The sequence below is a fragment of the Pseudomonas sp. GM78 genome, assembly GCF_000282475.1.
In the GTDB taxonomy this organism is placed as follows: domain Bacteria; phylum Pseudomonadota; class Gammaproteobacteria; order Pseudomonadales; family Pseudomonadaceae; genus Aquipseudomonas.
In genome coordinates this window covers 1-13145 of sequence record NZ_AKJF01000023.1, presented here as the reverse complement: position 1 = coordinate 13145, position 13145 = coordinate 1, and the positions used below count along the sequence as shown (strand labels likewise).

Genomic DNA, 13145 nt, shown 5'->3' with positions numbered 1-13145 from the left:
TCGCCTTGTCGGATTCCAGGGTAATCAGCGACTGGTCGGCTTCAACGCTGTCGCCGGCCTTGACCAGGACTTCGATGATCTTGGCCTTGCCCGACGAACCGATGTCCGGAACGTGGATGTCCTGAACGCTGTCGGCAACCGGTGCAGCAGGCGCTGCGGCCGGTGCTGGTGCAGCGGCAGCGGCTGGAGCAGCAGCCTGGGCCGGAGCGGCAGCAGCCGGTGCCGCAGCACCCGCCACTTCCAGGTCCAGGATCAGGTCGCCAGTGCCGACTTCGTCGTTGAGCTTGACGCTGATGGCCTTGACCACGCCAGCGGCAGGCGAAGGGATCTCCATGCTCGCCTTGTCGGATTCCAGGGTGATCAGCGACTGATCAGCCTCGACGGTGTCGCCGACCTTGACCTGGATCTCGATGATCTGGGCCTTGCCCGACGAACCGATGTCCGGCACGTGCACTTGCTGAACCGAAGCGGCAGCCGGAGCTGCGGCAGGCGCGGCGGGTGCAGGAGCAGCAGCTGGTGCTGCCTCTGCTTTCGTAGCAGGAGCAGCGGCAGCCGCAGGGGCAGCAGTTGCACCTTCGACTTCCAGCTCCAGCAGTTCGTCGCCTTCTTTCAGGCGATCGCCCAGCTTCACTTTCAAGCTCTTGATGATACCGGCCTTCGGCGCAGGCACTTCCATGCTCGCCTTGTCCGACTCAAGTGTCAGGATGCTCTGGTCGGCTTCGATACGGTCGCCGACCTTCACAAACAGTTCAATTACTTCACCTTCACCGCTGCCGATGTCAGGTACGCGAATGAGTTCGCTCACAGAATCTCTCCTCAGCAGTCCAGTGGGTTGCGTTTTTCCGGGTCGATCCCGAACTTGGCGATGGCTTCAGCCACCACTTTAGGTTCGATATCGCCACGGTCAGCCAGTGCTTCAAGGGCTGCCAACACCACGAAATGACGGTCGACTTCGAAGAAATGACGCAGTTTCTTGCGGCTGTCGCTGCGGCCGAAACCGTCGGTGCCCAGGACTTTGAATTCCTTGGACGGTACCCACTGACGGATCTGCTCGGCGAACAGTTTCATGTAGTCGGTAGAGGCAATGACCGGACCTTGACGGCCGTTCAGGCACTCTTCCACATAGCTCAGCTTAGGCTTCTGGCCAGGGTGCAGACGGTTAGTGCGCTCAACGGCCAGGCCGTCGCGACGCAGTTCGTTGAAGCTGGTGACGCTCCACACGTCGGCGCCGACGTTGAACTGTTCACGCAGGATCTTCGCTGCTTCACGGACTTCACGCAGGATGGTGCCGGAGCCCATCAGCTGAACGTGGTGCGCCGCTTCGCGGTTGTCTTCCTCGAGCAGGTACATGCCTTTCTTGATGCCTTCTTCGGCACCGGCCGGCATGGCTGGCTGCTGGTAGGATTCGTTCATCACGGTGATGTAGTAGAAGACGTCCTGTTGCTCTTCGGTCATCTTCTTCATGCCGTCCTGGATGATCACCGCCAGCTCGTAGCCGTAGGTTGGATCGTAGGTGCGGCAGTTCGGGATGGTGGCAGCCAACAGGTGGCTGTGACCGTCTTCGTGTTGCAGGCCTTCACCGTTGAGGGTGGTTCTGCCTGCGGTACCGCCGATCAGGAAACCACGGGTACGGCTGTCGCCAGCGGCCCAGGCCAGGTCGCCGATACGCTGGAAGCCGAACATCGAGTAGAAGATGTAGAACGGCAGCATTGGCTGGTTGTGGCTGGAGTACGAAGTACCGGCAGCGATGAAGGAGCTCATGGCGCCCGCTTCGTTGATGCCTTCTTCGAGGATCTGGCCCTTCTGGTCTTCCTTGTAGAACATCACCTGGTCTTTATCGACTGGCTCGTAGAGCTGACCGACGGAGGAGTAGATGCCCAACTGACGGAACATGCCTTCCATACCGAAGGTACGGGCTTCGTCCGGGATGATCGGCACGATGCGCGGGCCGATTTCCTTGTCCTTGACCAGCTGCGCGAGAATCCGCACGAAGGCCATGGTGGTGGAGATTTCACGGTCGCCCGAGCCGTCCAGGATCGCCTTGAGGGTGTCCAGTGGCGGGGTCGGGATGTTGAAGCTTTGTGCGCGACGCTGTGGTACGAAACCGCCCAGCGCATTGCGACGCTCGGCCAGGTAACGGGCTTCGGCGCTGCCTGCTTCCGGTTTGAAGAACGGCAGGTTTTCCAGCTCTTCGTCCTTGACCGGGATGTCGAAACGATCGCGGAACAACTTCAGGCTGTCGACGTCGACTTTCTTGGTGTTGTGCGCAGTGTTCTTCGCTTCGCCGGCACCGGTGCCATAACCCTTGATGGTCTTGGCCAGGATGACGGTTGGTTGCTCTTTGTGGTTGACCGCTTCGTGGTACGCCGCGTAGACCTTGTACGGGTCGTGGCCGCCACGGTTGAGTTTCCAGATCTCGTCGTCGGACAGGTCTTCGACCATCGCCTTGAGTTCAGGCGTGTTGAAGAAGTGTTCACGCACGAACGCGCCGTCTTTGGCTTTGTAGTTCTGGTACTCGCCGTCGATGACTTCGTCCATGCGGCGTTGCAGGATGCCGTCGACGTCCTTGGCCAGCAGTGGGTCCCAGAAACGGCCCCAGATGACTTTGGTCACGTTCCACTGAGCACCGCGGAACACGCCTTCGAGTTCCTGGATGATCTTGCCGTTGCCGCGAACCGGGCCGTCGAGGCGCTGCAGGTTGCAGTTGATGACGAAGATCAGGTTGTCGAGCTTCTCGCGGCCGGCCAGGGAGATGGCGCCCAGGGATTCCGGCTCATCGCACTCGCCGTCGCCCAGGAAGCACCAGACTTTCTGTTTGCCTGGCTGGATGAAGCCGCGGTGTTCCAGGTACTTCATGAAGCGTGCCTGGTAGATCGCCTGGATCGGGCCCAGACCCATGGATACGGTCGGGAACTGCCAGAAGTCAGGCATCAGCCAAGGGTGCGGATAGGACGACAAGCCCTGACCGTCGACTTCCTGGCGGAAGTTGTTCATCTGGTCTTCGGTGATGCGGCCTTCCATGAATGCACGGGCGTAAACGCCTGGCGAGGTGTGGCCCTGGAAGTAGATCAGGTCGCCGCCGTGTTCGTCGGTCGGGGCCTGGAAGAAGTAGTTGAAGCCGATGTCATACAGGGTCGCGCTGGAAGCGAAGCTGGAGATGTGACCGCCGAGGTCAGAATCTTTCAGGTTCGTACGCATTACCATGGCCATCGCGTTCCAGCGCACCAGCGAGCGAATGCGGCGTTCCATGAACAGGTCGCCAGGCATGCGTGCTTCGTGGGTTACCGGGATGGTGTTGCGGTAAGGCGTGGTGATGGCGTAAGGCAACTGCGAACCGCTGCGGGTCGCGAGTTCACCCATACGGGTCATCAGATAGTGAGCACGGTCTTCGCCTTCTTTGTCGAGAACCGATTCCAGGGCGTCCAGCCATTCCTGGGTTTCGACGGGATCGAGGTCTTGCATGGCTTGCTCCAGGGCGGAAAGGCTACCAGAATCGGTTGCCTGAGTTAGCGACTGGCCTTGTGGGCAGACGTTATGAATTCTTGGATTGCCGATAGGTTGTTCCGGCGGTGTGTAGTTTTACTACAAATCATCCGGCATTTCAGCCTTGCTAATGTATATACGAGTAGTAAAACTACAGATGAGCGGCTTGTGGCCCCCGGCTGCGTTGTGAGAATAATCGTTAAGGTTGGTCTTTTACCAACCGAAAAAGGTGAAAGCTTGATGTTGGCTGCCAATAAAAAAGAATTTTCAGCTATTTCTAACTTTTGTTCGACACTCCTTCAGGTAGTGGGTTTGCGAGATTCACTACATGCAGCCCGTTACACGCCGATCAAGGATAGACCATGAGCCTGCCTACGCTTGCCGACCTGCCTTCCATCCTGTTGCCGTTGGTCACCCGCGCCGAGCAGTCGTTCCGTGCTGCCGTCAGCGCGCTGGACGATGATCACGGGCTGTCCACCTGGACCGCTGAACGCTGGGCGCAATTTGCCCGCGTCACAGCGGCCAGCGACTTTGTCATCGAGCAAAGTGTGCGTGACCCACTGCTGTTGCTGGCGCTGGTGCAGTCCGGCGAACTCGACCGCAGCCTCGCCCCCGGGGAGATGCGCGCGCAAATTGCCGCCGCCGTGGACGCCGCGGAAACAGACGATCAACTCGCTCGTGCCTTGCGCCGCCAGCGCGCGCGCCACCAGGTGCGGATCATCTGGCGCGACCTGACCCGCCAGGCCGATCTGGTCCAGACCTGCCGCGACCTCTCGGACATGGCCGATGCCAGCATCGACCTGGCCTATCAGTGGCTGTACGCCCGCCATTGCCAACAGTTCGGCGTGCCCACCGGCCGGCGCAGCGGCGAGCCGCAGCAGATGGTCGTCCTCGGCATGGGCAAGCTGGGTGCGGTGGAACTCAATCTGTCGTCGGACATCGACCTGATCTTCGCCTATCCCGAAGGCGGCGAAACCGTCGGGGTCAAGCGCCCCCTGGATAACCAGGAATTTTTCATTCGTCTCGGCCAGCGCCTGATCAAGGCCCTGGACCCGATGACCGTCGACGGTTTCGTGTTTCGCGTCGACATGCGCCTGCGCCCATACGGTTCTTCGGGTGCGCTGGTGTTGAGTTTCAATGCGCTGGAGCAGTACTACCAGGACCAGGGTCGCGACTGGGAGCGCTACGCGATGATCAAGTCGCGCGTGGTGGCCGGCGACCAAGTGGCCGGTGCGCAACTGCAAGACATGCTGCGACCGTTCGTTTACCGGCGCTATCTGGATTTTTCCGCCATCGAAGCGCTGCGTACCATGAAGCAGCTGATCCAGCAGGAAGTGCGGCGCAAGGGCATGGCCGACAACATCAAGCTCGGCTCCGGCGGAATCCGCGAGGTGGAGTTTATCGCCCAGGCCTTCCAGCTGATTCACGGCGGTCGAGATCTGAGCCTGCAACAGCGTCCACTATTAAAAGTGCTGGGTACGCTCGAAGGTCAGGGTTATCTGCCGCCAGCGGTGATCAATGAACTGCGCGAAGGCTACGAATTCCTGCGCTACACCGAACATGCGATCCAAGCGATTGCCGATCGCCAGACGCAAATGCTGCCCGACGGCGCTCAGGATCAGGCGCGCATTGCCTTCATGCTGGGCTTCGCCGATTGGCCAGCGTTTCATGAGCGCCTGATGTACTGGCGCGGCCGCGTGGCCTGGCACTTCGCTCAGGTGATCGCTGACCCTGACGAAGAGCAGGGCGCCGAAAGCGAAGTGGTGGTCGGTGGTGAATGGCTGCCGCTGTGGGAAGAGGCTCAAGATGAAGAAGCTGCCTGCCGACAGTTGCAGGAAGGCGGTTTCGCCGATGCCACCAAGGCACTGAAAGCCTTGGCCAGCCTGCGCGGTAGCCCGCAGTTGCGCGCCATGCAGCGCTTGGGGCGCGAGCGTCTTGATGCCTTTATTCCTCGCTTGCTGGCTCAGGCCGTAGAGCATGCCAATCCTGATCTGGTGCTGGAGCGGGTATTGCCACTGGTTGAAGCTGTGGCGCGGCGATCTGCCTATCTGGTGCTGCTGACCGAAAATCCCGGTGCCTTGCGACGCTTGCTGACCTTGTGTGCGGCCAGTCCATGGATCGCCGAACAGATCACCCGCTTTCCGTTGCTGCTCGATGAGTTGCTCAACGAAGGCCGGCTGTTCAAACCGCCGTTGGCACCGGAGCTGGCCGCCGAGTTGCGCGAACGCCTGACCCGGATTCCCGAGGACGACCTCGAGCAGCAAATGGAAGCCTTGCGTCATTTCAAACTGGCGCACCGCTTGCGGGTCGCCGCTTCGGAAATCGCCGGCAGCCTGCCGCTGATGAAAGTCAGCGATTACCTGACCTGGCTCGCCGAAGCGATTCTGGAACAAGTGCTCGCCCTGGCCTGGCGGCAAACGGTCGCCAAGTACGGCACGCCGCTGCGCACCGACGGCACCTTGTGCGACCCCGGCTTCATCATTGTCGGTTATGGGAAAGTCGGTGGCCTGGAATTGGGGCATGGTTCGGATCTGGACCTTGTGTTCATCCATGATGGCGATCCACAGGCGGAAACCGACGGGCCGAAGTCGATCGACGGCGCGCAGTTTTTCACCCGGCTGGGGCAGCGGATCATTCACTTGCTCACGGCGCAGACCAACTCCGGTCAGCTCTATGAAGTCGACATGCGCCTGCGTCCGTCCGGTGCCTCCGGGTTGCTGGTGAGTTCGCTGGGGGCATTTGCCCGCTATCAGGAAAATGAAGCCTGGACCTGGGAACATCAGGCGCTGGTCAGGGCGCGGGTGTTGGTCGGCAGCGAGGATGTCGGCCGGGCGTTCGAGCAGGTTCGCGCGGCGATCCTGGGCAAGGCGCGTGATCTGCCGACCCTGCGCCAGGAGGTCAGCGAGATGCGCGCCAAGATGCGCGACAACCTGGGCAGCAAGAGTACGGCGGCCGGCACCGGGGCAAATGCCTTCGAAGCCACGGCGCCCTTCGACCTCAAGCAGGACGCCGGAGGTATCGTCGATATTGAATTTATGGTGCAATACGCGGCTCTGGCCTGGTCCGAAACACACCCGCCACTGCTGCGCTGGACGGACAACATCCGCATTCTGGAAGAGCTGGAGAAAGCGGGGTTGATGCCCGTCGAGGACGCCAGCCTGTTGCGTGAAGCCTATAAAGCTTACCGCTCCGCCGCCCACCGGCAGGCCTTGCAGAAGAATGCCGGGGTGATACCGGGCGACCAGTTCGCGGACGAACGGAGGCAGGTCATGCGGATCTGGCGTGAGTTGGGGCTAGGCTGAACGGAATATTTGAAACATCCAGCACTCATTGTGGGAGCGAGCCTGCTCGCGAAGGCGGAATGACAGCCAACATCACTGTTGGAAGAAATGGCCCCTTCGCGAGCAGGCTCGCTCCCACAATAGATCTGCGCTTTAAGGCAGATCGATGTACACCAAGACCCAATGTAGGAGCGAGCCTGCTCGCGATAGCGGAGTGACAGTCGACAGTAATGTTGAAGGTAATGACCCATCGCAAGCATGCATGCCCCTGCAGAAATTCTCGAGGCGGGGAGGCATAAGCCTCCCCGGTTCGTTTATGGAAACCACATGAAAATTCTGATCGTTGGGCCCAGTTGGGTCGGTGACATGGTGATGGCGCAGACACTGTTTCAGTGTCTCAAGCAACGCCACCCGCAATGCGAAATCGACGTGCTGGCCCCCGAGTGGAGCCGGCCGATTCTTGAGCGCATGCCCGAAGTTCGCCAGGCCTTGAGCTTCCCGCTCGGCCACGGCGCACTGGAGCTGGCGACGCGTCGGCGTATCGGCAAATCCCTGGCCGGCCAGTACGACCAGGCGATCCTGTTGCCCAATTCCCTGAAGTCGGCCCTGGTGCCGTTCTTTGCCGGCATTCCCAAGCGCACCGGCTGGCGTGGTGAGTTCCGCTACGGCCTGCTCAACGACGTGCGCACGCTGGATAAAGAGCGTTACCCATTGATGATCGAGCGCTTCATGGCCCTGGCCTACGAGCCTGGCGTTGAACTGCCCACGCCTTACCCGCGCCCGAGCCTGCGAATCGACCCGGTGACGCGCGAGGCAGCCTTGGCCAAGTTTGGCCTGGCCCTCGACCGCCCGGTCTTGGCCCTGTGCCCCGGTGCCGAGTTCGGCGAGTCCAAGCGCTGGCCGTCCGAGCATTACGCCAAGGTGGCCGAAACGAAGATTCGCGAGGGCTGGCAGGTCTGGCTGTTCGGTTCGAAAAACGATCATGCCGTGGGTGAAGACATCCGTTCGCGGCTGATTCCCGGCTTGCGTGAAGAGTCGGTGAACCTCAGTGGCGGCACCTCGTTGGCCGAGGCCATCGATTTGCTCTCCTGCGCCGATTCGGTGGTGTCCAACGACTCCGGCCTGATGCACGTCGCCGCCGCGCTGAACCGCCCGCTGGTGGCTGTCTACGGCTCGACGTCGCCGGGCTTCACGCCACCCTTGGCTGAACATGTCGAGATCGTGCGCCTGGGCATCGAATGCAGCCCATGCTTCGATCGCACATGCCGTTTCGGCCATTACAACTGCCTGCGCCAGCTGATGCCGCAGGCGGTGAACGAAGCCTTGGAGCGTTTGCAGGGCACTGTGGTCGAGGTCAAATAGTTTGCGCGTACTGCTGATCAAGACTTCATCGCTGGGCGACGTGATTCATGCGCTGCCGGCGCTGACCGATGCCTCTCGTGCCATCCCCGGCATTACGTTCGACTGGGTGGTGGAAGAAGGCTTCGCCGAAATTCCGACCTGGCACCCGGCGGTGGGCAAGGTGATTCCGGTGGCGATCCGTCGCTGGCGCAAGAACCTCTGGCAGACCATCAAGAGTGGCGAGTGGAAGCGCTTCAAGCAAAGCCTTCGCGCCACGAAATACGATCTGGTCATCGATGCCCAGGGCCTGCTCAAAAGCGCTTTGCTGACCCGGTATGTGAAAGCCCCGGTGGCCGGACTCGATAAAAGTTCAGCGCGCGAGCCCATCGCTGCGCGTTTCTATAATCGGCGCCTGGCGGTTGCCCGCGGCCAGCATGCGGTAGAGCGAGTGCGTCAGCTGTTCGCCATCGCCCTGGGTTACGACTTGCCCAAGGGGCTGGGCGACTACGGCCTGAGCGTCGAACGCCTGGTGGAACTGCCGCGCAAGAACCCGTATGTGGTGTTCCTGCATGGCACCACCTGGGACACCAAGCACTGGCCCGAAGCCTACTGGCGCGAGCTGACCGAACGGGTCGGTTATCTTGGCGTGGGCGTAAAATTGCCGTGGGGCAACCCGGCGGAGAAGGCCCGCGCCGAGCGCATCGCTGCCGGCTTCAAGCACGCCGAGGTATTGCCCAAGCTGAACCTGGCCGGGGTCGGCAAGGTGCTGGCTGGCGCGCAAGCCTGCGTGGCGGTGGACACCGGTCTCGGTCATCTGGCCGCGGCCCTCGATGTGCCGACACTGTCGCTGTTCGGCCCGACCAATCCGGGCCTGACCGGGGCCTACGGCAAGTCGCAGATTCACCTGGCCAGCGACTTCCCCTGCGCGCCGTGCCTGCAAAAGAAATGCACTTATCAACCGACGGCCGAAGATGCCAGTCGGTTTGACCTGAAACGCGAGTGGCCTTTGTGCTTCACGCGTCTGAATCCCGAGCGTGTCGCGAGCCGACTGAGCACGTTATTACTGGCTGAGGAGCTGCGCTGATGCAATTGGCATTCGTCCTGTACAAATACTTTCCCTTTGGTGGCCTGCAGCGCGATTTCATGCGCATCGCCCTGGAGTGCCAGAAGCGTGGTCACCAGATCCGCGTCTACACGTTGATCTGGGAAGGCGAGGTGCCGCCGGGCTTCGAAGTCCTGGTGGCGCCGGTCAAGGCCTTCTTCAACCATCGGCGCAATGAAAAGCTCAGCGAGTGGATGGAAGCCGACCTGGCCAAGCGTCCGGTCGACCGCTTGATTGGCTTCAACAAGATGCCGGGCCTGGATGTCTACTACGCCGCGGACGGCTGTTTCGAAGACAAGGCGCAGAACCTGCGCAATTCGCTGTACCGGCGCTGGGGGCGCTACCGCCATTTCGCCGAGTACGAGCGCGCGGTGTTTGCCAAGGATGCCAAGACTGAAGTGCTGATGATTTCCGAGGTCCAGCAACCGCTGTTCATCAAGCATTACGGCACGCCGCTGGAGCGCTTCCACCTGCTGCCGCCAGGCATTGCCCAGGATCGTCGTCGGCCGGCGGATGCGGACGAGATTCGCGCGGGGTTCCGCGCCGAATTCAATCTGAAGGACGATGACTTGCTGCTGGTGCAGATCGGCTCCGGGTTCAAGACCAAGGGCGTGGATCGCAGCCTCAAGGCCTTGGCCGCGTTGCCCGCTGATCTGAAGAAGCGCACCCGGCTGTTTGTAATTGGCCAGGACGACCCCAAGTTATTCCAGATGCAGAGCGCCACGCTGGGGCTTGGTGACAACGTGACGTTCCTCAAGGGCCGCAGCGATATCCCGCGTTTCCTGTTGGGCGCCGATCTGTTGATCCACCCGGCCTACAACGAAAACACCGGTACCGTGCTGCTCGAAGCGCTGGTGGCCGGTTTGCCGGTGCTGGTGACGGCGGTATGCGGGTACGCCCATTACATCGCCGAGGCCGATGCCGGCCTGGTGCTGGACGAGCCGTTCGATCAAGCCCAACTGACCCAGTACCTGACCGGTATGTTGAACGACGCTCAAGCAAGGGCGGCCTGGAGTCGCAACGGTGTGGCCTTCGCCGAGACGGCCGACCTCTACAGCATGCCGCAACACGCGGCCGATGTGATTCTGGCGGAGCACGCTTAAATGAAGTTGATGCTGGCTGAACCGTTCAAAAGCCTCTGGGCCGGACGCGACCCGTTCGCCGAAGTCGAGGGCTTGCAGGGCGAGGTGTACCGTGAGCTCGAAGCTCGCCGAACCCTGCGTACCGAGGTGAACGGCAACGGGTTTTTCGTGAAGATCCATCGTGGCATCGGCTGGGGCGAAATCTTCAAGAACCTGCTCACCGCCAAACTGCCGGTTCTGGGGGCTGGCCAGGAGTGGAAGGCCATACAGCGCCTGCAGGAAGTCGGTGTGCCGACCATGACCGCCGTCGCTTATGGCGAGAAGGGCAGCAATCCGGCGGACCAGCACTCGTTCATCGTCACCGAAGAGCTGGCACCGACGGTCAGCCTCGAAGATTACAGCATCAACTGGATCAAGCAGCCGCCCGAGCCCAGGCTCAAGCGTGCGCTGATCGCCGAAGTGGCGCGCATGACCGGCATGATGCACCGTGCCGGGGTCAACCATCGTGACTGTTACATCTGCCACTTCCTGCTGCACACCGACAAGCCGGTGACCGCGGACGATTTCAAACTCTCGGTGATCGACCTGCACCGCGCCCAGACCCGTCCGACGATCACCGCGCGCTGGCGCAACAAGGATCTGGCGGCGCTGTATTTTTCCGCCCTGGATATCGGCCTGACCCGGCGCGACAAGCTGCGTTTCCTCAAAGGCTATTTCCAGCAGCCGCTGCGACAGATCCTGAGCGAAGAAGCCGGGCTGTTGAGTTGGCTCGAAGGCAAGGCCAACAAGCTTTACGAGCGTAAACAACGATACGGGGACGCGCTCTGATGGCGGGTTGGAGGCTGGAGCCTGCTTACAACGATCTGGCAGAAGACTTCGGTAGCCTCGATGCCGTGTTTGCGCTGCAAGGCGAGCGCCTGACCCAAGATCCGTTGTCGGAGGTCATTCGCGTCCAGCGCAATGGCGTCAACTATTACGTCAAGCGCTACGTGGGCGCGGGCAAGGGCTTGCGCCGCTACCTGGGCAAGCCGCGCGTGAAAATGGAGTGGCAGAACCTCAAGCGCTTCGCCAAATGGGGCATCCCTACCGCGGAGATCGTGGCCTGGGGCCTGGAGCGTCGTGGTGTGGCCTATGATCGTGGGGCGATGATCACTCGCGAACTGCCACGTACAGAAGATTTGTCTGCGCTGGCCGAGCGGCACGATGCGAAACTGGCAGACCGTGCCTGGGTCGACTGCATCAGCCGGCAACTGGCCAGTTACACCCGCACGATGCACGAGCATCGCTTTACCCATAACGATTTGAAGTGGCGCAACCTGCTGGTCGACGATCAGGCCCGCCTGTTCCTGATCGACTGCCCCAACGGTGATTTCTGGAGCGGTTTCTGGCTCAAGTACCGAATCACCAAGGACCTGGCCTGCCTGGACAAGGTCGCCAAGTATCAACTGTCGGCTACCCAGCGCTTGCGCTTTTACCTGCGATACCGCCAATGCAGGCGGCTCAATGCCGCCGATAAAAAGCGCATCCGGCACGTGGTGAGATTTTTCGAGGGACGCGAATGACTGATTTTCTGGCCGCTGAAGACCGTGCGCTGCTTGAGCGCCACGGCCTCGGCACTTTCGATGCGCTCTGGGCCCGGCAGCTCGATGCCGTGGACGAACCCAACACCCTGCGTGGTGGCTGGAGCAGCGTGTTCAGGCTGGATCTGGAGGGTCAGGGTTTCTACCTCAAGCGTCAGAGCAACTATCAGATGCACACCTTGCACGCACCCTTTGGCGAGCCGAGTTTTGCCCGCGAATTTCGCAACATCAGCCGCTACGAAAAGCTCGGCATACCCGCACTCAAGGCGGCGTTCTTCGGTGAGCGCAAGGTCGACGGCGAAGTCCGGGCGATTCTCCTGACTCGCGCCCTGGACGGTTGGGATGACCTGGACTCGCTGTTGCAGCGCTGGTCGGATCTCGGCGAGGCGCAACATATCGCGATACTGCAAGCCTGCGGAAAACTGGCGCGGCGCCTGCACGGCAAGCGTCAGGTGCATGGCTGTTTTTACCCCAAGCATATTTTTCTGTGCGCCACCGGTGACGGCTACCAGGCGCAACTGATCGATCTGGAAAAAACCCGGCCGCTCCTGTTCGGTCAGCGCGATCGCGTCAAGGATCTGGAGCCGCTGCTGCGTCGGGCGCCGGAATGGAGCGAGGCGCAGCTGCGCATTTTGCTGGCCGCCTATCTCGATCAGCCTCAGGACAGCACGCTGATCGATAGCTGGCTGACGCGCCTGACCGCGCGACGCAGCCATAAGGAGAAGCGCTGATGCGTTTGTCCGAACTGAAAAACGCAGGTCGTCATCCGAACCTGCCATTAAGTCTTTCACTGGCCGATGCTGCCGGGCCGGCGGACTTGCAGTTACTGACCCTGTTGCGGGTATTGCCCGGGCAGCGTTATGTCGGTGCCGGCGTCTGGCGCGGTCGGCCAGTGCTGGCCAAGTTGCTGGTTGGTAGCAAGGCGGCGCGGCATTTCCAGCGCGAGCTGGACGGCGTGCGATTGCTCGCCGCCCAAGGCCTGACCACGCCACTGCTGTTGGCTGACGGCCTGAAGGACGGCGAGGGTGGTTGGCTGCTGTTTGAATTCCTTGAAGGTGCCCAGAGCCTCGGTGATGCCTGGCAGCAGGTGGAAGGCCTGCCGGTGCTGGCCGATGCGCAGTCAGTCGTGCTGGCGCAAGCCTTGGGCGCGATCGGTCAAATGCATCGAAAGGGTTTGTGGCAGGAAGACCTGCACCTGGACAACCTGCTGCGCCAGGGCAATCGACTGTACTTGATCGATGGCGCCGGGATCTGCAGCGAAACGGCGGGGCAGCCA

11 protein-coding genes are annotated in these 13145 nt (G+C 61.3%); 9 read left to right on the top strand and 2 right to left on the bottom strand.

Annotated elements, in window-relative coordinates:
* Nucleotides 1-805 (bottom strand): biotin/lipoyl-containing protein (locus PMI35_RS28910; RefSeq protein ID WP_008055224.1); only part of this gene is annotated, 805 nt, incomplete at its 3' end.
* A gap of 11 nt (nucleotides 806-816) precedes the next feature.
* Complete coding sequence (gene aceE, locus PMI35_RS28915; protein WP_008055223.1) at nucleotides 817-3462, bottom strand: pyruvate dehydrogenase (acetyl-transferring), homodimeric type; 2646 nt, start codon at nucleotides 3460-3462, stop codon at nucleotides 817-819.
* Nucleotides 3463-3534: 72 nt separating this feature from the next.
* Between aceE and PMI35_RS34525 the strand changes: the two genes are divergently transcribed.
* From PMI35_RS34525 to PMI35_RS28955, 9 genes are all read left to right on the top strand, one after another.
* Nucleotides 3535-3849, top strand: coding sequence for a hypothetical protein (locus PMI35_RS34525; protein ID WP_157295535.1), 315 nt, complete (start codon nucleotides 3535-3537; stop codon nucleotides 3847-3849).
* Nucleotides 3846-6785, top strand: a complete 2940-nt coding sequence (glnE, locus tag PMI35_RS28920) for a bifunctional [glutamate--ammonia ligase]-adenylyl-L-tyrosine phosphorylase/[glutamate--ammonia-ligase] adenylyltransferase (RefSeq protein WP_008055221.1) — start codon at nucleotides 3846-3848, stop codon at nucleotides 6783-6785. Before PMI35_RS34525 ends, glnE begins: the two co-directional genes overlap by 4 nt.
* A 306-nt stretch (nucleotides 6786-7091) precedes the next feature.
* On the top strand, nucleotides 7092-8126 hold the full coding sequence (gene waaF / locus PMI35_RS28925) for a lipopolysaccharide heptosyltransferase II (RefSeq protein WP_008055220.1): 1035 nt from the start codon (nucleotides 7092-7094) through the stop codon (nucleotides 8124-8126).
* 1 nt (nucleotide 8127) lies between these two features.
* A complete protein-coding gene (waaC, locus tag PMI35_RS28930) occupies nucleotides 8128-9189 on the top strand; it encodes a lipopolysaccharide heptosyltransferase I (protein ID WP_008055219.1) in 1062 nt (353 codons plus the stop codon).
* On the top strand, nucleotides 9189-10310 hold the full coding sequence (locus PMI35_RS28935) for a glycosyltransferase family 4 protein (protein ID WP_008055218.1): 1122 nt from the start codon (nucleotides 9189-9191) through the stop codon (nucleotides 10308-10310). The genes waaC and PMI35_RS28935 overlap by 1 nt, the downstream gene beginning before the upstream one ends.
* A complete protein-coding gene (gene rfaP / locus PMI35_RS28940; protein ID WP_008055217.1) occupies nucleotides 10311-11117 on the top strand; it encodes a lipopolysaccharide core heptose(I) kinase RfaP in 807 nt (268 codons plus the stop codon).
* Nucleotides 11117-11851: a lipopolysaccharide kinase InaA family protein gene (locus PMI35_RS28945; protein ID WP_008055216.1), complete on the top strand. Its 735-nt coding sequence runs from the start codon at nucleotides 11117-11119 to the stop codon at nucleotides 11849-11851. Before rfaP ends, PMI35_RS28945 begins: the two co-directional genes overlap by 1 nt.
* Nucleotides 11848-12600: a lipopolysaccharide kinase InaA family protein gene (locus PMI35_RS28950; RefSeq protein WP_008055215.1), complete on the top strand. Its 753-nt coding sequence runs from the start codon at nucleotides 11848-11850 to the stop codon at nucleotides 12598-12600. Before PMI35_RS28945 ends, PMI35_RS28950 begins: the two co-directional genes overlap by 4 nt.
* A partial coding sequence (locus PMI35_RS28955) for a lipopolysaccharide kinase InaA family protein (protein ID WP_008055213.1) occupies nucleotides 12600-13145 on the top strand: 546 nt, incomplete at its 3' end. The genes PMI35_RS28950 and PMI35_RS28955, both read left to right, overlap by 1 nt.